The sequence below is a fragment of the Paraburkholderia sp. CNPSo 3076 genome, from assembly GCF_026343935.1.
In the GTDB taxonomy this organism is placed as follows: Bacteria; Pseudomonadota; Gammaproteobacteria; order Burkholderiales; family Burkholderiaceae; genus Paraburkholderia; species Paraburkholderia nodosa.
Genome location: NZ_JAPMAL010000020.1, coordinates 15,245 through 35,417 on the forward strand (window position 1 = coordinate 15,245; position 20,173 = coordinate 35,417).

Annotated in this window: 19 protein-coding genes and 1 riboswitch; of the genes, 6 read left to right on the plus strand and 13 right to left on the minus strand. The window is 63.7% G+C overall.

The window, feature by feature from the left end; translation table 11 throughout:
- Positions 1 to 4: 4 nt before the first annotated feature.
- From M3A49_RS23420 to M3A49_RS23430, 3 genes are read right to left on the minus strand one after another with little or no spacing between them, the layout of a single operon-like run.
- Complete coding sequence (locus tag M3A49_RS23420; protein ID WP_266231227.1) at positions 5 to 205, minus strand: DUF1289 domain-containing protein; 201 nt, start codon at positions 203 to 205, stop codon at positions 5 to 7.
- A gap of 3 nt (positions 206 to 208) precedes the next feature.
- Entirely contained in the window at positions 209 to 1,504 is a 1,296-nt protein-coding gene (dmeF, locus tag M3A49_RS23425) for a CDF family Co(II)/Ni(II) efflux transporter DmeF (protein WP_266231228.1), read from the minus strand.
- Between the two features lie 7 nt (positions 1,505 to 1,511).
- A complete protein-coding gene (locus tag M3A49_RS23430; protein ID WP_266231229.1) occupies positions 1,512 to 1,787 on the minus strand; it encodes a metal/formaldehyde-sensitive transcriptional repressor in 276 nt (91 codons plus the stop codon).
- Positions 1,788 to 1,888: 101 nt separating this feature from the next.
- A riboswitch (yybP-ykoY riboswitch) is annotated at positions 1,889 to 2,066 on the plus strand.
- A 188-nt stretch (positions 2,067 to 2,254) separates the two neighbouring features.
- Here M3A49_RS23430 and M3A49_RS23435 point away from each other — a divergent pair.
- Positions 2,255 to 2,650 (plus strand): DUF3597 domain-containing protein, encoded by a 396-nt coding sequence (locus M3A49_RS23435; protein ID WP_266231230.1) that lies wholly within the window; start codon positions 2,255 to 2,257, stop codon positions 2,648 to 2,650.
- 572 nt (positions 2,651 to 3,222) lie between these two features.
- On the opposite strand, the gene M3A49_RS23440 is transcribed toward M3A49_RS23435, so the two are convergent.
- From M3A49_RS23440 to M3A49_RS23455, 4 genes are all read right to left on the minus strand, one after another.
- Complete coding sequence (locus M3A49_RS23440) at positions 3,223 to 6,336, minus strand: efflux RND transporter permease subunit (protein ID WP_266231231.1); 3,114 nt, start codon at positions 6,334 to 6,336, stop codon at positions 3,223 to 3,225.
- Positions 6,333 to 7,481 (minus strand): efflux RND transporter periplasmic adaptor subunit, encoded by a 1,149-nt coding sequence (locus M3A49_RS23445; RefSeq protein ID WP_266231232.1) that lies wholly within the window; start codon positions 7,479 to 7,481, stop codon positions 6,333 to 6,335. Before M3A49_RS23445 ends, M3A49_RS23440 begins: the two co-directional genes overlap by 4 nt.
- A gap of 59 nt (positions 7,482 to 7,540) precedes the next feature.
- Positions 7,541 to 9,019 (minus strand): efflux transporter outer membrane subunit, encoded by a 1,479-nt coding sequence (locus M3A49_RS23450; RefSeq protein ID WP_266231233.1) that lies wholly within the window; start codon positions 9,017 to 9,019, stop codon positions 7,541 to 7,543.
- 146 nt (positions 9,020 to 9,165) lie between these two features.
- Positions 9,166 to 9,843, minus strand: coding sequence for a response regulator transcription factor (locus M3A49_RS23455; protein ID WP_254353085.1), 678 nt, complete (start codon positions 9,841 to 9,843; stop codon positions 9,166 to 9,168).
- A 160-nt stretch (positions 9,844 to 10,003) separates the two neighbouring features.
- Between M3A49_RS23455 and M3A49_RS23460 the strand changes: the two genes are divergently transcribed.
- Complete coding sequence (locus M3A49_RS23460; protein ID WP_266231234.1) at positions 10,004 to 10,687, plus strand: response regulator transcription factor; 684 nt, start codon at positions 10,004 to 10,006, stop codon at positions 10,685 to 10,687.
- Here M3A49_RS23460 and M3A49_RS23465 read toward each other — a convergent pair.
- Positions 10,602 to 11,135: a hypothetical protein gene (locus M3A49_RS23465; protein WP_266231235.1), complete on the minus strand. Its 534-nt coding sequence runs from the start codon at positions 11,133 to 11,135 to the stop codon at positions 10,602 to 10,604. The two genes, M3A49_RS23460 and M3A49_RS23465, sit on opposite strands and share 86 nt — an antisense overlap.
- Before the next feature lie 18 nt (positions 11,136 to 11,153).
- Between M3A49_RS23465 and M3A49_RS23470 the strand changes: the two genes are divergently transcribed.
- Complete coding sequence (locus M3A49_RS23470; protein ID WP_266231236.1) at positions 11,154 to 12,050, plus strand: sensor histidine kinase; 897 nt, start codon at positions 11,154 to 11,156, stop codon at positions 12,048 to 12,050.
- Positions 12,051 to 12,316: 266 nt separating this feature from the next.
- On the opposite strand, the gene M3A49_RS23475 is transcribed toward M3A49_RS23470, so the two are convergent.
- Positions 12,317 to 13,198: a LysR substrate-binding domain-containing protein gene (locus tag M3A49_RS23475; protein WP_266231237.1), complete on the minus strand. Its 882-nt coding sequence runs from the start codon at positions 13,196 to 13,198 to the stop codon at positions 12,317 to 12,319.
- Positions 13,199 to 13,287: 89 nt separating this feature from the next.
- Between M3A49_RS23475 and M3A49_RS23480 the strand changes: the two genes are divergently transcribed.
- Positions 13,288 to 14,055: a sulfite exporter TauE/SafE family protein gene (locus M3A49_RS23480; RefSeq protein WP_266231238.1), complete on the plus strand. Its 768-nt coding sequence runs from the start codon at positions 13,288 to 13,290 to the stop codon at positions 14,053 to 14,055.
- A gap of 306 nt (positions 14,056 to 14,361) precedes the next feature.
- Positions 14,362 to 14,664, plus strand: a complete 303-nt coding sequence (locus tag M3A49_RS23485; RefSeq protein WP_266231239.1) for a DUF4148 domain-containing protein — start codon at positions 14,362 to 14,364, stop codon at positions 14,662 to 14,664.
- Between the two features lie 214 nt (positions 14,665 to 14,878).
- On the opposite strand, the gene M3A49_RS23490 is transcribed toward M3A49_RS23485, so the two are convergent.
- Positions 14,879 to 15,454 (minus strand): class I SAM-dependent methyltransferase, encoded by a 576-nt coding sequence (locus M3A49_RS23490; protein WP_266231240.1) that lies wholly within the window; start codon positions 15,452 to 15,454, stop codon positions 14,879 to 14,881.
- A gap of 84 nt (positions 15,455 to 15,538) precedes the next feature.
- The gene (locus tag M3A49_RS23495) at positions 15,539 to 15,757 is read right to left on the minus strand and encodes a hypothetical protein (protein ID WP_266231241.1); all 219 of its coding nucleotides are present in this window, start codon (positions 15,755 to 15,757) and stop codon (positions 15,539 to 15,541) included.
- A gap of 395 nt (positions 15,758 to 16,152) precedes the next feature.
- Here M3A49_RS23495 and M3A49_RS23500 point away from each other — a divergent pair, with 395 nt between their 5' ends.
- Positions 16,153 to 17,301, plus strand: coding sequence for a branched-chain amino acid ABC transporter substrate-binding protein (locus tag M3A49_RS23500; RefSeq protein ID WP_266231242.1), 1,149 nt, complete (start codon positions 16,153 to 16,155; stop codon positions 17,299 to 17,301).
- Between the two features lie 80 nt (positions 17,302 to 17,381).
- Here M3A49_RS23500 and M3A49_RS23505 read toward each other — a convergent pair whose 3' ends face one another.
- A complete protein-coding gene (locus M3A49_RS23505; RefSeq protein ID WP_266231243.1) occupies positions 17,382 to 18,518 on the minus strand; it encodes a porin in 1,137 nt (378 codons plus the stop codon).
- A 190-nt stretch (positions 18,519 to 18,708) separates the two neighbouring features.
- Positions 18,709 to 20,106, minus strand: coding sequence for an MFS transporter (locus M3A49_RS23510; RefSeq protein WP_266231244.1), 1,398 nt, complete (start codon positions 20,104 to 20,106; stop codon positions 18,709 to 18,711).
- Between the last annotated feature and the right edge of the window lie 67 nt (positions 20,107 to 20,173).

Consider the following 20,173-nt stretch of genomic DNA (forward strand, 5'->3'; position numbering starts at 1 on the left):
CTTGTCAGTCCTGTTTCGACGCTTGCGGCGCTTCACGTGTCAGCTTTGCCTGCCGCCGGGATTTTTCATTGAGGATCTGATGACGCCTGTGGTCTGTCATTTTTTTCCAGCCGCGGGCTTCCTCACGCGTCCGGTAGCAGCCAGTGCAGAGCCCGGTCTTGCCATCGAACGCGCATAGGTCGATGCAGGGAGATTTGACTGCCATGGCTCAGGCTACGGCCCGGTTGGGATTCACTTCGACCGTCACATGCGACAGTCCCTTGAACCGCTTTAGCGCCGCGTGATAGAAACCCGGGTTGCGCTGTGCTTCACCTGTGGCGACCGAAACGACCGCGCTCATATGCCCTGGGCCTACGCGCCACACATGCAGGTCAAGCACGGTGTCGCCGTTGTCTTCGATGACGTGGCGGACGTTCTCGGCCATGCGGCGGTCCGTGTTCATGTCGAGCAGGATGCCACCCGTATCGCGCATGAGACCCCACGACCAGTTTGCGATGACGAGCGCGCCAATTGTGCCTGCAAGCGGGTCCATCCAGACCCAGCCAAACGCGCGGGCCAGCAACAGGCCGATGATGGCCAGCACGGAAACTGCAGCGTCTGCAATCACGTGAATGTAGGCTGAGCGGATGTTGTGGTCACGGTTCGCGGCAGCCTGCGCGTCGTCGTGGTCGTGCTCGTGTTCTTCGAACTCGATTGAATGCTCGCCATCAGGCAGGCGGACGACGGCCTTGAAGGCATGCGGCTCGGGAATGTCGTCCTTCGACTCGAGATGGCCGCCGCGATCGATAAATGCGAAGGTTTGCTGCGCGCCATCGGGGCGGATTGTCGTCACTGAAACAGCATCGGCGCCAAGATTCGAAGCAGCCGTTTCTGGCTTGATACGGAAGACGGGCGGCACGCCATCTTCGAAGATCGAAACGGCAAAGACGCCGGCGCTACCGAAGATGCGTTGCACCTCTTCTTCGTGGCCGTGGTCGTCTTCATGCCCATGCGCGTGGCCATGAGCGTGCCCGTGACTGTGTCCGTGGCTGCGCCCGTGATGGTCGCCGCTCAGCAGCCAGACGCTCGCCAGATTGACCAGCAGGCCAAGCACCGCGATGGGGAGCGCCTGGCCGAAGTGGATCGGTACCGGCGAGAGAAAGCGCGAAACGGCCTCGTACCCAATCAGCAGCGCAATCATCGCGAGCACGATGGCGCTGGTAAAGCCTGCGAGGTCTCCGAGCTTGCCGGTCCCGAATACGAAGCGCGGGTCGGCCGCGTGCCGGCGTGCGTAGGTATACGCCAAAGCAGCGATCAGCATTGCGCCGGCGTGCGTCGACATGTGGAGTCCATCGGCGACGAGTGCGAGCGAGCCAAAAAGACTGCCGCCGACAATTTCAGCCACCATCATCGCGCTGCACAGCGCGATCACCATCCAGGTTCTGCGCTCGTTCTCTTCGTGGGCTGCGCCCAGAAAGATGTGATCGTGTCCCGCCCCGAAAGCGGCGTTCTTGAATTGACTCATGTTTCTCTCACTTGAAGTAGCTGTGCACTACTTCGATCAGTTGGTCGGTGCCGCTGCCGTGCTCGTCGTCGTGCGGCTCTGCGTCGACGAGGTGCGTACGGATATGGTCTTCAAGAACCACCGCGAGCAGGCCGTTCATCGCGCCACGGCTGCTCGTAATGATCTGCAGCACGTCCATGCAACCGCGCTCTTCCTCGAGCGCACGCTCGATGGCCTCGACCTGTCCCTTGATGCGGCGCACCCGGTTGAGCAGTTTCTGCTTTTCGCGAATCGTATGGCTCATGCTCGGCCTCCAGTTATAGCGTAGGGGGGTATATTAACGAAATAGGGTGGAGGGGTATACTAAAATGTCCTTGCGGGACACGGCGCGATGCTTTTATAATCGCGGCCCTCTTCGGGGAGTAGCCGCTCCAGGCGCAATGTCTGGAGGCGCACGTCAACATACTTGTCCGCTAACTGGCGACATGGCGTGTGCAGCGCAAGCCTGGCAAGACCGATGACGTGCATCCCCACCTGGCCGGGTCGCGGGGGTGTGTGTCATCGCGTGTTGACTGTGCGGCCCGGTAACAACAAAGTTTGCCGACCGGCTACCGACCAAGCTTTCATGGCGAAGTCGATGAGCAACCCCGGCGTCGGGGCTTTTTTAAATATCGCCCCGTCGCGGACACAAAGGTCGCGTAGGATCTCGAAAGTACCCGTACCGCGACCGGAGTGTGCTTGCGTCAATAACCCACCTGCGGAGGATTCAAAATGAGCATCTTTGGTGACATCGTGAACAAGCTCTTTGGCAAGGCGAAGCCCGACCAGCCGCCGCCTGCGGCCGAACCGACACCGGATCCCGCTGCAGCGCAGGCTGGCGCACCCAATGCCGCGCCCGCGCCGCTGACTGACGTTGACGTCGCTGCCGTCATGGACCAGCTCGTGAGCGAAAGCGGGCAAACGTTGAACTGGCGCACGTCGATCGTCGACACAATGAAGGCGCTCGGCGTTGACAGTAGCCTCGAGCATCGCAAGCAGCTCGCGCAGGAACTGAAATACGACGGCGACGTGGACGATTCGGCGAGCATGAACGTCTGGCTGCACAAACAGGTGATGCAAGCGCTGGCGGCAAACGGCGGGAAGTTGCCGCCAGATCTGGCGGGCTAACGGCTCGCTAGCGTCGCCTGTTTTGGGGCGATCGCGACGGCGGAGCGGCGCACCACACTTGCAGTAACGCGGCTGCCTTCGGGTAGCCGCTTTTCCGTCCGGCAGCAAACGACGCGCCCGATCTGCGCTCGGCTGTTCGGCGGATCTCCAGCAAAAAGCTCACCGACAAAGCCTGCGCGACATGCGCAACAAATTGATCCTTTGTTGGTCAGGCCCCCTCGTCCGTCGCGACGGCCAGTTCTCATGGCCGACGGCGTTCATCGACCCGAAACTGCCCGCCGCGCTGTTGCGGACAATGTCCGCTCCGTGTTAGTCAAGCGGCCGTTCATACAAGCAAGACCATGACCCCAACAGGGGCGAAATGTCCCTTGCACTCAAACGCGCATACAGCGTTTTGAGGAATGAATTTAGCTCGCCAACGAGCCGCACGGCATTCTAGACCTCGTCGCGTTCGCGCACGCCGACGGCGTCGTGTTCCGTGAGCCTGCGCGCAGCAGCGGGCGCGGCCGCCGCGCAGCATCACCGGCGCCCGTGGTGATCAGGAAGAAAAGCCCCAGGCAGGCTGAAGGCCATCAACCGCCGGTATGCTCCTTGACCGCGCTGTCCCTCACACGCCGATCAGCGAGCCAATGAGACAGACGGTCAAACCACAGGTGCACGACCGGCGTCGTAAACAACGTCAGCATTTGCGAAACGATCAGTCCGCCGACAATCGCGATGCCGAGCGGCACGCGCAGTTCGGCACCCGCGCCGTGCCCGAGTGCGAGCGGCAGCGCGCCGAATAGCGCGGCGAGCGTCGTCATCATGATTGGACGAAAGCGCAGCACACAGGCCCGGCGGATCGCCTCGCGCGGCGACAGGCCTTGCTCGCGCTCGGCCACCAGCGCGAAGTCGATCATCATGATCGCGTTCTTCTTGACGATGCCAATCAGCAGAATGATGCCGATCATCCCCATGATCGACAGATCCTGACCGCACAGCATCAACGCAAGCAATGCGCCCATGCCCGCCGAAGGCAGCGTCGAAATGATGGTGAGCGGATGTATGGCGCTCTCGTACAGGATGCCGAGAATCAGATAGACCACCACGAGCGCCGCGGCGATCAGATACGGCTCGCTCGCGAGCGACGCCTGGAACGCCTGCGCCGTGCCCTGAAACGATCCCGTCAAACTATCGGGCTTGCCTGCTGCGAGTTCGGCCTGGTGAATCGCCGTCACCGCGTCGCCCAGCGACCGACCCGCCGCCAGATTGAACGAGATCGTCACGGCCGGGAACAGGCCCTGATGATTCACCGAGATCGGCGACACATTGTTTTCGATCGTGGCGAGCGTATTGAGCGGCACCAGTTCATTCGTGAGCGGCGAACGCACGTAGAGATGCGCGAGTGCATCCGTCGTCAGTTGAAAGCGTGGATCGACCTCTTCGACGACGTGGTACTGATTCAATTGCGTGAACAGCGTCGCAATCTGCCGCTGGCCGAATGCATCGTAGAGCGTGTCGTCGATGGCTTGCGCCGTGATGCCAAAACGCGAAGCCGTGCTGCGGTCAATTACGAGTGTTGCGCTGGTAGCGGCGGCTTGCTGGTCGGACGTGACGTCAGCGAGTTGCGGCAGCTTCGACAGGCGATCGGTCAGCACGGCCGCCCAGTGATTCAGTTCGCTGATGTCGGGGTCCTGCAACGTGTACTGATACTGCGCAGCGCTGATGCGGCCACCCACCTGAATATCCTGGCGAACCTGCATCGACAATGAAATGCCCATGACCTTCGCCAGTTGCGGCTTCAGACGATTGAGAACCTGCGCGGCACTGTCCTTGCGCTGGCCAAAGGGTTTCAGGTTGATCATGACGCGCCCCTGGCTCACGGTCGGGTTGGCGCCCATCCAGAAGTACACGTTGTCGACGGCAGGATCGGCTTCGATCAGATGGCCAAGCTGCTGCATCTTCTGGGACATTGAGCGCGGCGAGATATCTGGCGCGGCTTGTGCGACGCCCATGATGAGCCCGGAGTCTTCCTGCGGAAAAAAACCCTTCGGGATCGCGACGAACAACGCGCCGGTGGCGACAATCGTCGCCACTGTGACAGCCAGCATCAGCTTCGGGCGGTTCAGTACCCAATCGAGGCCGCGCTCGTAGCGCTGCTCCACGGCAGTGAAGACCGCTTCAAGCCCTGCTTCGAGGCTGTGCATCCAGCCGCCGCCATCCGGCTTGGGCAAACGGATTAGCCAGCCACACAGCATCGGGGTGACGGTCAACGAGACCAGTGCCGACATCACGATCGCCGCGCTCACCGTCACTGCGAATTCGCGGAACAGCCGGCCGACGATGCCGCCCATCAACAGGATCGGAATGAACACCGCGATCAGCGAGATCGTCATCGAAATGATGGTGAAACGCACTTCCATCGCGCCGAGCAGCGCGGCCTTCATTCTGGGCACGCCTTCTTCGACATGCCGCATCACGTTCTCGATCACCACGATCGCATCGTCCACCACGAAGCCCACCGCGATGGTCAGCCCCATCAACGACAGATTGTCGAGGCTATAGCCCAGCAGGTACATCGCGCCGAACGTGGCGACCAGCGAAAGCGGAATCGTCAGGCTCGGAATGATGGTCGCCCATAAGTTGCGCAGGAACGAGAAGATCACCATGACGACGAGCGCGATTGTCAGCATCAGCGTGAACTGCACGTCATGCACGGATGCATTGATGGTCTGCGTGCGATCGCCCACTACGTACAGGTGCGCGGCTGCGGGTAGCGACGCCTCGAGCGCGGGCAACTTCGCCTTTATGTTGGCGATCGTCTGCACGACGTTGTAGCCCGGCTGCTTGTGAATGTCGAGAATGATCGCGCGTTCGTGCTGGAGCCACGCAGCCTGCTGATTGTCTTCGGCGGCGTTCAGCACTATGCCGAGATCGGAGAGGCGAATCGGCGCGCCATTCTTGTACGCGACCACCAGATCGCGATACTGCGACGCGGTGGTGATCTGGTCGGTCGCGTTGAAGATCACCGAGCGGTCGGGACCGTTCAGGCTACCCTTCGGTGCATTCACCGTCTCCACGCCGACGATCGAGCGCACATCCTCCAGCGTCAGACCGCGTCCGGCGAGCTTGTCAGGATCGAGCTGGATACGCACTGCGGGGCGCTGCTGGCCGTGGAAATCGACCAGACCGACACCGGGCATCTGCGAGATCTCTTGCGCGAGATAGTCTTCGGCGTAGCTGTCGAGTTGCGTGAGCGTGAGTGAAGGCGAAGTCAGCGCCAGAGACAACAACGTGAAGTCGGCGGGGTTGACCTTTTGATACGTCGGCGGGTTGGGCAGATTCTTCGGCAGCGTGCCGCCGGCCGCATTGATCGCCGTCTGCACGTCTTGCGCCGCGCCGTTGATGTCGCGCGACAGGTCGAACTGCACGACGATGCTGGTGTTGCCGAGCGCGCTGGACGACGTCATCTGCGTCACGCCCGCAATCAGCGAGAGTTGCCGCTCCAGTGGCGTCGCCACCGAAGTCGCCATAGTCTCCGCACTTGCGCCGGGCAACTTCGCCACGACCTGGATGGTTGGAAAATCGACTTGTGGCAGCGGCGCGACCGGCAGCAGGAAATACGCCACCCCGCCGGCCAGCAGCACCGCGATCGCCAGAAAACTGGTCGCGATGCGCCGCTTGATGAACAATTCCATGAGGCTCATGACGGATTGTCCTGATTAGCCTGGCTGTCTGCCGGGTTGGCATTGGCCGGCGCCTCGGCAACCGCCGCTACCGTGGTCGCCGCCACATGCACACCCGGATTCAACCGGCTTTGTCCATCGAACACCACGAGATCCGTGAGCGCGATGCCACTGCGAATCTCCGTCATACCGTCGACGGTGACGCCGGTTTGCACCGGACGCATCTGCGCCGTACCGTTCGCGGTGATCACGTACAGCTGCGTGCCGTTCTGCGTATTCACCAGCGCGCGGCTCGGCACCGCAAGCCGCTTTGCGTCGGTACGCATCAGCACACGCGCATTCACCAGTTCGCCGGGCCACAGCGTGCGGTCCGTGTTGGTGAATGAAGCCTTGAGTTTGATCTGGCCGGTCGTGGCATCGACCGTGCTGTCGATGAACACGAGCGTGCCGTCGGCGAGCGCGGTATCGCCGGCACGCGTGGTGACATTCACCGCGAGCGGCGCTTTCGCCTGATTGGCGAGCAGTTCGGGCAGCACGTCCTGCGGCACGGAGAACAGCACCGTGATCGGCTCCATCTGCGTGACGGTGACGATACCGGTCGTGTCGGTCGGATGCACGATTGCGCCGATATCTGCCTCGCGCGCGCCGACGCGTCCGGTGAACGGCGCGGCGAGCGTGGTGAAGCTCAGTTGCAGCCGGTCGCTCTGCACCAGCGCGGCGTCCGCTGCAACGGTCGCGCCGAGCGCCTCGACCTGCGCCTTCGCGGTATCCACGGCCTGCGTCGTCGCCGCGCCGATGCCGACCAGTTTCGCGTAACGCGCGAGATCGAGCCGCGCGTTATCGAGCGATGCCTGGTCTTTGCGCTGCGCCGCTTCCGCCTGTTGCAACTGGGCGGCGAGCGGTCCCTGATCGAGCTGCGCGAGCAGCTGGCCGGCTTTGACGTCCTGTCCTTCGGTGAAGGCGACGCGCTGCAACTGCCCGTCCACGCGCACCTTGACGTCCACGGTATTGAGCGCCTGAACCGTACCCACTGCGGCGACGCGGATCGGAAAATCGCGGCTCACTGGATGGCCGGCATTGACCGGCACGGCGGCCGCCGCCTTGACAGCTGGATGCTTCGGCCAAAACCACACGACCAGAATCGCGACAAGGACGACGCACGCCATGACGAGAGGCGCGCGGCGGCGCGTACGGGGCGCCTCGTGGTGCGGAGAGTCTGCAGGTTTCATGAGCGGGAAGGCGTAGAAGAGGAAGCGGTGGTGCTATCGGTCACGCCGAAGCCGCCGCCGAAAGCGCGAAACAGGCTCACCGATGCCTGCAGGCGCGCGAGCCGCGCCTGCACCAGTGTGTCTTCGGACTGATACAGCGTGCGTTGCGCGTCGAGCACGGTCAGAAAGTCAACCGTGCCGAGCTTGTACTGGGCCTGCGCGAGCGCGGCGGCTTTACGGGCGGCGTCGGCGGCGTTCTGGTCGGCGGCTTCCGCCAGCTGCTGTTGTTGCGCCGCCGTGAGCGAGTCTTCCACGTCCTGCAGCGCGGTGATGACGGCTTGCCGGTAGTCCGCGACGCCCTTCGCTTCGGCCGCCTGGCTCGCGTGCAACTGGCCACGCAGTGCGCCGCCGTCGAAGATCGGCGCTGCCAGCGACGCCGCAAGACTGGCGAACGGGCTCGACAGAAAGTGCGACAGCGACCGGCTGCTCAGGCCGCCGTCCGCGGTCAGCACGATGTTCGGCAGAAAGGCCGCGCGCGCCGCGCCAACACTCTGATTCGCCGACTGCAACTGCGCTTCCTTCGAACGGATGTCGGGGCGCGTTTCCAGCAGGCTCGCGGGCAGATTCGGACGCGGTTGGGGAATTGGGATGTCGGCGAGCGCGGTGTCGCTGACCGTGAACTGTTCAGGCGCGGTGCCCGCCAGCACCGCAAGCGCATGAATGCTGGTGTCGAGCTGCTGTTGCAGCGCCGGCACGGCAGCCTGAAACGTGGCAAGCGCGTTGCGCTGCTGCTGCACCTGCAATTCGGTCGCGACGCCCGCCTGTTGCTGCGCGAGCAGCAATTGCAGAATGTGCCCGGCATCGTCAGAAATGGAACGCGCAATCGCGAGCCGGCGGCGCAGGCTCTGCACCTGAAAATACGTGTCGGTGACCGATGCGGTTAGCGTCAGCGCCACCGTATCGCGATCGAACGCCGACGCGCGCGCGAGCAGATCCGCCGCGCTGGCGTTGGCGGCGTTGAAGCCCCAGAAGTCCACCTCGTAGCTGGCTTCGGCGAAGAGGCTCTGGCTCTTCGTGGTCGAACCGCGTCCCTGATGGCTGCGATCGAAAGTGCCGTCGAGTGATAGCGATGGATACTGCGGCGCGCCGGCTTTCTCTGCGTTGCCGCGTGCCTGTTCGACGCTCGCAATCGCCGACGCCAGCGTGAAGTTGTTGCGCAGGCTACGCTCGACCAGCCCGTCGAGCGAGGGGTCGTGATACTCGCGCCACCAGCCGCTTCTGACGGGCACCGTATCGGCGAGCGACCCACCGGCCGCACCGTCGAAAGATTGCGCCAGTGGCACGCCCGGCCGTTGCCAGGCAGGCACAAGGGAACACCCGGCCAGCAACGCGACGCCCAGCACACACAAGGCGGCGCGCAGGCACCAGAGGCACGATACGCGCGCAGGAGGACTGACTGCGCGCGAAAGCGGCGCCAAACGGGACAGTCCTGACATTGGAGAACGCTCCGGCAACTGGAAATGTCGCCAGATTAGCCAGCGGGGCCTGTCGGCGCTCTCGCCCGATGATTAAATTAATTTAATGGGGCGCAACAAGCCGCGTTGGTGCTCCCAAGCCAGGCGTGCGAGGCTTGCAGCGCGAGTCAGGGTGCCGGGTTCAGCACGTATCCCGCGCCGACCACCGTATGAATCAGCGCCACCGGGAAGTCGCGATCCACCTTCGCCCGCAGCCGATGCAGGTGCATGTCGATGATGTTGCCGCGCGGCTCGAAATCGTAATTCCACGCCGCCTCGAGCAGCATGCTGCGCGTCACAACCTGCCCCTCGCGGCGCGCCAGACATTCGAGCAACAGGAATTCGCGGTGCTGCAGACGCAGATCTCGGCCGCCGCGGCTTGCTGTCCGCGCCCGCGTGTCGAGCACCAGATCCGCGCATTCGAGCCGCTCGCTCATCCTGCTGCGATCCGCCCGCCGCGCAAGCGCCTCGATTCTTGCCAGCACTTCGACAAAGGCATACGGCTTGACGAGATAGTCGTCGCAGCCTGCGCGAAGCGCCTCCACGCGTGCGTACAGGTCACCGACCGCCGACAGCATCAGCACCGGCGTTGTATCCCCACCGGCGCGCAACTGCTGGACGAGAGCCACGCCGTCGAGCGCCGGCAAGCGCCGATCAGTCACAATTACGTCGTAGATGCCTTCTCGCGCATAGGCGAGCCCGGTCGCACCGTCGGCTACCGTGTCGACAATCAGACCGCTCTCGCTCAGGCCACGCGCCAGGAACTGGCTGGCGCGCGTATCGTCTTCGATCAGCAGGATTCGCATGCGCAATCGGGGCAATGGAGGGCTTACATTAAAATTATTTCATGTTGGCGCGAAATGCCTGTACAGCTTCGCGCGGCATACTGCGGACATCGTAGGTACGAGCGTAGTGTAAAACGGCCGGCAGGCGCACGTTCGACGCTCGCTCATTTCTGGAAAAGGCATGTCGAACGTATTGGTCGTCGAGGACGACGAGCAGACCCTCGCGGAAATCGTCGAAGCGCTCACGGATCACGGCTGCAAGGTCGAAGCCGCGAGCACAGGGCGCGACGGTTTGATGCTCGCGGTCGCCAACACTTATGACGCTATCGTGCTCGATCGTATGTTGCCGGGCGGCCTCGAAGGGCTCGGCATGCTGTCTGCATTGCGCAGCGCCGGCGTGCTCACGCCGGTGCTGATCCTGAGCGCGCTGTCCGCGGTCGACGAACGTGTGCGCGGTTTGCGGGCCGGCGGCGACGACTATCTGACCAAGCCGTTCGAGTTCATCGAACTGACCGCGCGGCTCGATGCGTTGATGCGCCGGCGCGAGGCGGCGCCCGGCGTGCAGGAGTACCAGGTCGGCCCGTTGCGTCTGGACCCACTCAAACGGGAAGTGACCTGCGCCGGCCGCCCGGTACCGCTGCTGCCGCGCGAGTACCGGCTGCTCGAATACCTGATGCAGCACGAAGGCCAGGTGGTGAGCCGCACCATGCTGTTCGAGGCGGTATGGGACTACCGGCTCGACGAGCGGACCAACGTGATCGACGTACATATCAGCCGTCTCAGGAAGAAGCTCGACCCGGACGGGACGGCTCCGATGATCGATACCGTGCGCGGTTCGGGGTACATGCTGCATGCGCCTGCCTGAATTGCACCGCACCACCGGCTTTCGCCTCGCCACGCTGTTTCTGGTGCTGTTCGGCGTGATCGCGTTGCTGCTGTTCGGTTACCTGTACCGCGAGATCACTGGCTTCGAACAGGAACGCATCGATGACTGGCTGATTCGCGAGCACGCCCAGTTGAAACGCGAATTGCCGGACGTACTTGTCGCGCGATTCGAGCATCAGAACCAGTTCGATCCGCGCCGCCAGCGCCCGTTCGGCCTGTTCGACGCCAGCGGCAAACATCTTGCCGGCGGCTATGCGGGCGATCAGCCGGCGATCCCCGTGTTCGACAAGCCGTTTTCGATGCGCCTGGCCAATCTGCCGGGCCACCCGCCTGGCAGATGCATCGCCGCTCGCCTGCCCGATAGCCGCATCGCGTTGCAATGCCAGAACACCCTCGAACTCGACCACTTCGACGACGAACTGCTGCATGCACTGCTTTCCACCGCGATGATCACGCTCGTGATCGGCCTGATCGGGGCGAGCCTGATTGGCATTTCGGCGATGCGGCGGCTCGATGCGGTGACCGCGTCGATTGAGGAAATCGTCGCGGGCAATCTCAGCAGGCGTTTGCCAGTGCATTCGAAACGCGACGACGTGGATCGGCTGGTCGGCGTCGTGAACGGGATGCTCGACGAAATCGAACGCCTGATGAACGAAGTCAAAGGTGTGTGCGATGCGATTGCGCATGATCTGCGCACGCCGCTCACGCGAATGCTCGGCGGACTCGAACGTGCGCAACGGCGCGCCAAAACCGAGGCAGAGTATCGCGCGGCGATTGATGAAACCATCATGGAAACCAGCGGCCTGCTACGCACTTTCAACGCACTGCTGCGTATTTCGGAAATCGAAAGCGGCGTGCGCCGCGCCGGCTTCGCTAGCGTCGATCTGGCCGCCGTCGCCGACGATGTGTTTGAGTTCTACGAGCCGGCTGCCGAAGACAGGCAGATTAGCTTCGAGCTACGACGGACCGTGTCCGGGCCGCTGGAGATCCAGGGCGATCCGAATCTGCTGTTCGAGGCACTGGCGAATCTGGTGGAAAATGCCATCAAGTTCGCGCCGCACGGCGGAGCCGTGCGTATCACGCTATGGCAGCACGCAAGAGGCGCTGGCTTGACGGTCGAGGACAATGGCCCAGGCATCGCCCGGGCCGAGCGCGATGCCGTACTGCGCCGTTTCTATCGTGGCGAGGCCAGCCGTCATACGCCCGGCAGCGGCCTGGGGCTCAGTCTTGCCGCCGCCGTTGCCGCCATGCACGGCATGATGCTGGAGTTTCACAATGCGGACACCGGTTGTGAGATCAGTCTCTTCAAACCCACGCAAAGTCACCTGGCGCATAACCGATGATCGATCGACAGCTGCCGGCGCACCGAGCCCACTCCTTAGGGTTCTCGCAGGACCCAGGCTTCTGTAGTGTGTCGCGCAGAGTGTGGCGCGAAAGTGCGACGTGAAATCACGACTGTCTCTTGTCGAGCCGCAAGCGGACGACCAACGAATATCGTCCAGTGACTGAAACTGGTCCGTTTGCCGTCCAATCGAATGAGCAAAGGGAAAACCGCCCCCAACCAATCCTCGCAGTCTCCAGCAGCCGCTCATTCAACGATGAATGACCTCTACAGCGCACACTCCCGCAACTGCTGCGCGAGCAGACCCGCGTGCGGAGTCAGGGCCGAGAAGTCGCGCGCACAGAGATAAAGCCGCCGCGTGGCCCAGGCCTCCGCCAGTGGCACCACGACCACGTCGCTGCGCAGTTTTCTGGCGAGCCCATCGGAAAGGATCGAAATGCCGATCCCGGCTTCGACGTGCATGGCCACATGTTCGATGTTGCGCAACTGAATGCGGTAGTCGAGTTGGCGTCCCAGACGCGATGCACGTTCCGCGAGATGGGTTTCGAGCGCCGTGTCCGCCACGCCCACGATTGGCTCACCCAGGATGTCGGCAAAGGCTACGTCCGGCTGCTGGGCGAAACGATGCGACCGGCCGACGACCACGACGAGCCGGTCACGGGCGATCAGATGCGTCTGCAGCGTGCCGAGGTCCGTTATGTCCGCAACGACGCCCAGATCTGCGCGCCTGTCCACGAGCGTCTGGACGATCTCCGCACTGGGCCGCTCCTCCAGGTCGATCGACAGGTCGCGATGCGCTGCCAGAAATCGGCAAAGCTGCGGCGGCAGGAACGCCGCCATGGCGGCGGTGTTGGATAGCAACCTGATGCGGCCTTTCAAGCCCGTTGCGTAGGTTCGCAGTTCGCCGCGCATCATTTCGACCTGGCCCAAAATCGAACGGGCATGGCGAACCAGCGCGTCGCCCGCAGCGGTAGTGCGCACGCCACGACGGTTGCGTTCCAGTAGCGGCGCGCCCAACGCCGCCTCCATGCTGGCAATGCGTTCACTCACCGACGCGAGCGCAAGATGCATCGTGCGGGCACCTTGTGTCAGGCTCCCGCATTCCACCACGCTCAGGAACAGCCGCATATCCGTCAAGTCGAAGCGCATGGCCAAGTGTCATATCTTCGGAGTTTCCGAAGTCTAGCACCGGAATTGCCAGATTGTGAGAGTGCGACGTGACGACTAACATCGCTTCCATGAACACGATGGTTTTAGTTTTTTCCGCTGGATTGGCGGCTGGGGCGATGAACGCGCTGGCAGGGGGCGGCTCGTTCGTCAGTTTGCCGGCCCTGATTGCTGCGGGCGTGCCTCCGGTTCAGGCGAACACTTCGAGCACGGTCGCGCTGTTCCCGGGTGGGCTGGCCAGCGCGTGGGCCTATCGCGACGGACTGCGGCCGGTGGGCAACGTGTCGCTCCGCGCGCTGCTGGGGACGACGCTCTGCGGCGGCTTTGCCGGCGCGCTGCTGTTGCTGTGGACCTCATCGGCAGCGTTCACGTTCGTACTGCCATGGCTGCTGCTGGTTGCTTCCATCGCGCTCGCGTTCGGGCGGCGCATTGGCGAGGCGTTGCGCGCCCGCTGGCACATTCACGCGAACGCGGTACTGGCTGTTCAGTTCATGCTCGGCGTCTATGGCGGCTATTTCGGTGGCGCGGTCGGGATCATGATGATTGCGATATGGGGACTGCTCGACAACTCCGACCTTAAGCATCTCAACGCGCCGCGCACGCTGCTGGTCAGTGCGGCGAACATGGTGGCGGTACTCGCCTTCATCGTGGCCAACGCGGTGCACTGGCCCGAGACGCTGGTCATGCTGGTGGGCGCAATCATCGGGGGATACAGCGGCGCCCGGATCGGGCGCCGGACGCCGCCGCGCGTCATTCGCACCATCACGCTGCTTGTCACCTCCTGCATCACGCTGGCGTTCTTCGTGAAAACTTATGCGCCCCTGCTGCTGCATCGCTAATCAGTGAGGACACCATGCTCTGCGCCTTATTGGAAACGGTGGGAACACTGGCCATTCTGGCCAGTCTTGCGGCACAGTTCCGCAGACCTCGGCAGTAACGCCCTGGGTATCGATTCGACGCGGCTTGGCGAGAGCATCCATCAAATGATGGAGGCCAAAACGATCACTCGCGCATACGATCGGAATAGACGACAACGATAACGCTTGAGCGCTGCAAAGTCTGGCAAGGGGCCGAACCAGGGTTCGGATGAACGGGCCGTTTGCAGCACGAGTCAGCCGGTGTCACTAACCCGGAGGTGGGCCATTATGAAGACGCTAGTCCACACAGTTTGCGCGGTCGCCGTCATTGCTGTGCCAATCGCATCGTTGGCGCAGTCGGATGGAGGGCTGACGCGCGCGCAAGTGCAGGCCGAGATCGCTCAGCTACAGCAAGCCGGCTTCAATCCGGCCAACGCGAATACCGTCGACTTTCCCTCCAACATGCCGGCCACCGAAGCTAGCGCCGCCGGCCAGGGTAGCGGCTATGGCCCTGCAATGAACGGCACGTCGCAGATGGGCCATCCGGCCAGCCCGACTGGGATGAAGCCGGTGTTCTTCGGCGGGTCGTAAGCTTTTTTCATCTGACCAGGTCGGGCGATGGAGAGCATGCCGTCTCTCCCTGAGACGGCATGGAGCGTCGTGCCTTGCCCGTTTCGCCCAACTGCGCGGGGCCTGATCGCTCTCGCCGGGGAAGGCGCTGACGGCGGCCGGGACGGAAACGTCAGCGGGAGCGTTATACGCTTATTCTGCATTCCTACCAAATAGCCGATACTGGCCTGTTCGCTCATGGTTTGACAGCGAGCATGCAAAAAGCCTTCTCTGTTTCGACAAGCTTCGCTTCGACGAAGCCAGCGGCTGTTAGACGTTCGATCAACCCGCCCGGCTGTTGGCCCGAATAAGCAGTGAAACCGAGTGCGACTGCGCCCCCGTCTTTCATGGCACGCCGTATCTCGGCCAGGCCGGTTTCGGAGTCCGGCCAAACCTGCATGGAGTTGATGGCCAGCACCTTGTCGAAGGTGTTGTCTTCGAATGGCAACCGCTCCACTGCGCCGATTCGCAGGCGGACCCGGCCACGAGCGATTGCCGCGGCATTCCGGGCTGTGGCCTGCTCCAGCATTTCCTGTGATGGGTCGATGCCGTCAACATGCCCGGAGGGTGCCGCTGCTGCGAGCAGCTGAATACCCGCGCCGGGCCCAAACCCGATTTCAAGCACCCGGTCGTTTTCCCGAATCTCGAGAAGGTGGATCGTCCATGCCGCGCACGGTTGGTTCATCCGCGCCATGACTGTGCCGCCGAGCCGGCCGAGGATGCCTTCGGGTCGACCGAACGCTCGCATCAGAACACGCTCGAACGCGCCCATGATCGCTTCCCCTATGTTGCATGCGCGAAGTCTATCAGCGCCTCCTGGGCCAGCATCGCCACCGCCCTCCAGGTGCGGTCGGAATCAGCGTGCGGGAGGCCCCGGAAGCGGTTCGACCGGCTGCGGCTGCGCGGCGGGATCGACCACCGCGCTCACGCGTGCACGCAACCCGGTTACGCGGCCATCAACGGCGAACGGGCTCGCGCTTGCGATCATCGTCGAGCCGGACTGATTGGCGAATACCGGATCTTCGCTCTGTGTGGTGCGCTGGATCGCGTGGCCGCGATATGGATCGAGTTGCATCAGCGTCACCATCAACGATTCCGCAAAGAAGATTTACCGGAGCCGGCACGCATGTCGATTACATTTCTATTACGTCTTGTTTCGCACCGGCAGGGCGTACTTGTCCTGATTGCCCCGATTTGGCCGGCTATGCAGAAATGCGCATGGAAGCCGTCGTGAATGGCCAAGACGAAGCGATATTGGCTTCCTATAGTCGCTCTCAGCGTCTCGCCCCGGCGCTTTTTCGTGCGGGGCGGTTCGATCGATACCACGCCTATTCTGGAGGAGCCCAACCCGCAGTCGACGCGAACAAGAGAGTCGTGAACCGGCCGCCGCCCCAACCGCGCGAAGCGGGCAAGCCCGGCCGGTATGCACGCCACAGCAGTAAACCCATGCTTGCCGACAAAGGAAACAACATGCGTTTTGCGAAGACTCTTACCCCTATCGCAGTTGCCGTTGGAGCACTTCTCGCTGTTGCACCGCTCGCCTCGCGCGCGGATACCGTCGTTAAAATCGGTTTTGCCGCGCCGCTCACCGGACCGAACGCCAATTACGGCAAAGACCTGGAAAACGGCGTCAAGATGGCCCTCGACGACGCCAAGGCGCAAGGCGTCAAAATCAACGGTCAGCCCGTCTCGTTCGAACTCGTCGCCGAAGACGATCAGGCCGACCCGCGCGTGGGCGTGCAGGTCGCGCAAAAGCTGGTGGACGAAGGCGTTTCGGTCGTCGTCGGCCACTTCAACTCGGGCACGACCATTCCCGCTTCCGAGCTGTACGAAAAGGCAGGCCTGCCCGACATCGATCCGGCCGCCACGAACCCGGTCATCAGCGGCCGCGGCTTCAAGAACATCTTCATGGTGATCTCGAGCGACGCGCAAAACGCGGGCACCGCGGGCGCCTACGCGGTCACGACGACGAAGGCCAAGCGCATCGCCGTCATCGACGACCGCACGGCGTTCGGCCAGGGCGAAGCCGACGAATTCGTGAAGGCCGTCAAGGCGCATGGCGGCGAGATCGTCGACCGCGAGTACACGACGAACCAGGCAACGGACTTCAAGACGCAGCTCACGAACATCAAGAGCAAGAACCCCGATCTGATTTTCGTGGGCGCCCTTAATCCGCAGGCGGCCGGCATCATGAAGCAGATGGCCCAACTCGGCATCAAGGCGCAGTACGTGGGCGGCGGCGGCGTGAAGGATGTGGACTTCGTCAAGCTCGCGGGCGACGTGTCCGAAGGCGCCATGGCGTGGGAGTACGGCCGTCCGCTTGACAGCACGCCGGTCGGCGCGAAGTTCGCCGACCGCTTCAAGCAGAAGTACGGCGTGGACGTGCTCTCTTACGCGCCGTTCGGCTACGACGCGGCGTGGGCCGCCATCAAGGCGATGCAGGCCGCCAATTCGACCAAGCCCGACGACTATCGCGCGAAGATGCAAAGCATCGCCTTCGACGGCATTACCGGCCATATCGAGTACAACGCGAATGGCTCGCTCAAGAACGGTTCCTCCACGGTCTATCAGGTGAAGAACGGCCAGTGGGTGACGGTCAAGACGGTAAGCGGTCTCTGATCGCCCACGCGGACCTCGCCTCGTTCAGGCGAGGTCCGCGTGCAACGCGCGGGGTTGTGCTGCCACTGGCAGCCGCATCCCTAGAAGCTATGCCGGATACCCGCCATGATCCCCAGTTGTCCCGCCCCCGGTGCGGGTGTCGTGCCGCCGCCGCCCTGGCTCACCGTGTAGGCCGCCTTCGCGCTGTTCCACAAATACGCGCCCTGCAGATAAACGGCTGATCGCTTGGAGAGCTGATACGTGCTGCGCAATGCGGCGATCGTGCCGCGCGTGTCGTGGTCGCTATTGACGATGTGGTACACGCCGCCATCGACGATAAAGGCCGCCGTCACCGGATACTGTGCCGTGAGATAGAACTGGTCCGTATGCACGTTGGGCGTTTCAGCCGAAACCGTGTCGACGCGCCTGCCCAGCCAGCCGCCGCCGATGCGCAGCGCGCCGATATGGCCGTAGCCGTTGAGCTGGATGCGCACGTCGGTGTCGCCCGGGTTCGTCAGCGCGAAGGTCGGCGTGCCGTCGTAGAGGTTCGCCGCCGCGCCCGGGCCCCCGTGCTGTTCGTCCCACGCCGCGGCGACGCCGTAGCCATTGCGGTCGTAGCGCAGCATCGCCGACCATTCGCGGCAAGACTGGGCGCTGCCCGGCACAGGCCCCGCGCAGGTGCCCTGGCCCGGCGAATTGCCGGTGCCGGCCGAATCGCGCCCGAATGACCACGTCGCGCCGAGTGTGAAGCCGCCGTAGCTGCCCTTGTAGACGACCGTGTTGTCGCTGCGCGAGCTTGGCAGGTACTGGTCGAACGAAGCCGTGCCGCCGTAAATGTCCGGTCCGAGCAAATCGGCGTCGGCGATCGCCCAGAACGTCATGGTGTACTGACGCCCGAACGTCAGGCTGCCATAGGGACTGCTCATGCCCACCCACGCCTGGCGCCCGAACAGCCGGCCGCCCTGGTTCAAGGTGCCGCCGCGCATGTTGAAGCCACTCTCCAGCGAGAAAATCGTGGACCACCCTCCCCCCAGCCCCTCGCTGCCGCGCACACCCCAGCGCGAGGGCATTTCGCCGGTAATGCCGGGCATGCGCACCACGCTGTCGCCCGCCGCGTTCGCGTGCGAAACGTATTCGACGCCGGTATCGACGATGCCATAGAGCGTGACGCTGCTCTGCGCGAACGCCGACGCGCTGAGGCCCGCGCAGGCCAGCCCTGCTGCGATCCGAAGTTTCATGATCTCCGTGTTCTCCTGGTGTTCCGGTCTCGCGGACTCGCCGCCAGCCGGTCGTTGTTTTGGATTGGACGCGTAAAAAAGCCGACACGCAGTCTTGTTACGCGCCGTTTATTAGGACTCTTGATTGAATGAACTGGCCGACCGGACGCGATGGCGCGGGTCCACGCCATCGTCCGGTCTCAGGAATGGGTCAAATCCGCTGCTGTCCCGCGCGTTTCGGGATATGACGGCCAACCACGGCCAGCGCGATCAGCACCAGCGCCATGGCGGCGCCGAGCATCGTCAGATAGGCCGCCGCGCCGCCTGCGGTAATCACCACCGCTCCGGCAAACGCGCTCAGGATCGCGCCCACGCGGCCGAACGCCAGCGCCGAGGCCGTGCCCGTCGCGCGCACGCCCGTTGGGTAGACGTAGGCACACAGCGCGTACATGGTCGATTGCACCGCGTTGACGAACAGGCCGTGCAGGCCGAGACCCGCAATCAGCAAGCCCGTGTGCTGGGTCGCGCCCACGCCGAGCATCACCCAGGCGCTCGCCGCGCCGCCCGCGCAGCACAGCAGGAGCGGCCCGCGCGAGCCGAAGCGCGCAATGGCGAGCGCACACAGCAACGCGCCGATCACGCCGCCCAGGTTGTACGCGCTCAGCCCGTAACCGGCGAGCGAGACGCTCAGACCTTCGCTCGTCAGCATGGCGGGCAGCCAGCTGAACGCGCTGTACACGGCGAGCAGGCACATGAAGAACGCCCACCAGATCGCCACGGTGTCGCGCGCGCGGCCGTCGCGAAAGAGCGCCGTGAAGCCCACGTGCTTTTCGGCGCTTTGCTCGCGCATGTCGGTGAACACCGCGTCCGGGGCAACCTCGCGTGCCATGCGGCCGAGCAGGCGCACGAGTTCGGGCCAGCGCTTCGGGCGGCGTGCGAGAAAGCGCGGCGACTCGGGCAGCGCCACGAGCAGCACGAGGGCGAGCACGAGGGGCAGCACGCCGCCTGCGAAAAAGAGCCCGCGCCAGCCGTACACCGGCAGCACTTGCGCCGCGAAAATACCCGCCAGCATGCCGCCGAGCGGCACGCACACGATGGTTGCCGTCACCGCAAACGTGCGAAGGCGCGCGGGCGTGAATTCGGCTGTCATCGTCGTCGAACTCGGCAGCGCGCCGCCAATGCCAAAACCGGCAATGAAGCGCAGCGCGGCGATGGCCGCCACGTTCGGCGCGAGGCCGATCGCGCAGGTCGCGGTGCCGAACACAAGCACGCTGCCCACCACGGCCCAGCGGCGTCCGAAGCGATCCGCGAACAGGCCGGCGAATGCGCTGCCGAAGCCCATGCCGACCAGCCCCGCCGCCACGACGGGTGCGAACGCATTGCGCGTGATGCCCCACTCCTTGATCAGCACCGGAATCGCGAAGCCGATCAACTGGCTGTCGAAGCCATCGACGACGATCGACAGGGCCGCCAGCACCACGGCGATCTTCTGCAGCGTGGAATACGCGCCTTCGTCGAGCGTGCGGCCGATATCGACCGTACCGCCGGTAATGGCGGCGCTCTCGCGCGGCGTCGCTCCCGAAGCGGGGGCGGGCGTGGCATAAGTCATGAATTGTCTCCTTTGCTGCGCTGTGAACGCGCAGTCATTCGTTTGTCATGGTGTCGCGACGTTGATT

Bases quoted from the DNA above. Each gene is read 5' to 3' on its own strand.
- M3A49_RS23505 (WP_266231243.1), bottom strand. From the start codon at position 18,518: ATGAAACTTCGGATCGCAGCAGGGCTGGCCTGCGCGGGCCTCAGCGCG.
- M3A49_RS23490 (WP_266231240.1), bottom strand. From the start codon at position 15,454: ATGGGCGCGTTCGAGCGTGTTCTGATGCGAGCGTTCGGTCGACCCGAA.
- dmeF (WP_266231228.1), bottom strand. From the start codon at position 1,504: ATGAGTCAATTCAAGAACGCCGCTTTCGGGGCGGGACACGATCACATC.
- M3A49_RS23485 (WP_266231239.1), top strand. From the start codon at position 14,362: ATGAAGACGCTAGTCCACACAGTTTGCGCGGTCGCCGTCATTGCTGTG.
- M3A49_RS23470 (WP_266231236.1), top strand. From the start codon at position 11,154: ATGATCACGCTCGTGATCGGCCTGATCGGGGCGAGCCTGATTGGCATT.
- M3A49_RS23440 (WP_266231231.1), bottom strand. From the start codon at position 6,336: ATGAGCCTCATGGAATTGTTCATCAAGCGGCGCATCGCGACCAGTTTT.
- M3A49_RS23455 (WP_254353085.1), bottom strand. From the start codon at position 9,843: ATGCGAATCCTGCTGATCGAAGACGATACGCGCGCCAGCCAGTTCCTG.
- M3A49_RS23495 (WP_266231241.1), bottom strand. From the start codon at position 15,757: ATGCAACTCGATCCATATCGCGGCCACGCGATCCAGCGCACCACACAG.
- M3A49_RS23480 (WP_266231238.1), top strand. From the start codon at position 13,288: ATGAACACGATGGTTTTAGTTTTTTCCGCTGGATTGGCGGCTGGGGCG.
- M3A49_RS23445 (WP_266231232.1), bottom strand. From the start codon at position 7,481: ATGGCGTGCGTCGTCCTTGTCGCGATTCTGGTCGTGTGGTTTTGGCCG.
- M3A49_RS23500 (WP_266231242.1), top strand. From the start codon at position 16,153: ATGCGTTTTGCGAAGACTCTTACCCCTATCGCAGTTGCCGTTGGAGCA.
- M3A49_RS23510 (WP_266231244.1), bottom strand. From the start codon at position 20,106: ATGACTTATGCCACGCCCGCCCCCGCTTCGGGAGCGACGCCGCGCGAG.
- M3A49_RS23450 (WP_266231233.1), bottom strand. From the start codon at position 9,019: ATGTCAGGACTGTCCCGTTTGGCGCCGCTTTCGCGCGCAGTCAGTCCT.
- M3A49_RS23475 (WP_266231237.1), bottom strand. From the start codon at position 13,198: ATGCGCTTCGACTTGACGGATATGCGGCTGTTCCTGAGCGTGGTGGAA.
- M3A49_RS23460 (WP_266231234.1), top strand. From the start codon at position 10,004: ATGTCGAACGTATTGGTCGTCGAGGACGACGAGCAGACCCTCGCGGAA.
- M3A49_RS23420 (WP_266231227.1), bottom strand. From the start codon at position 205: ATGGCAGTCAAATCTCCCTGCATCGACCTATGCGCGTTCGATGGCAAG.
- M3A49_RS23430 (WP_266231229.1), bottom strand. From the start codon at position 1,787: ATGAGCCATACGATTCGCGAAAAGCAGAAACTGCTCAACCGGGTGCGC.
- M3A49_RS23465 (WP_266231235.1), bottom strand. From the start codon at position 11,135: ATGCAGCAGTTCGTCGTCGAAGTGGTCGAGTTCGAGGGTGTTCTGGCA.
- M3A49_RS23435 (WP_266231230.1), top strand. From the start codon at position 2,255: ATGAGCATCTTTGGTGACATCGTGAACAAGCTCTTTGGCAAGGCGAAG.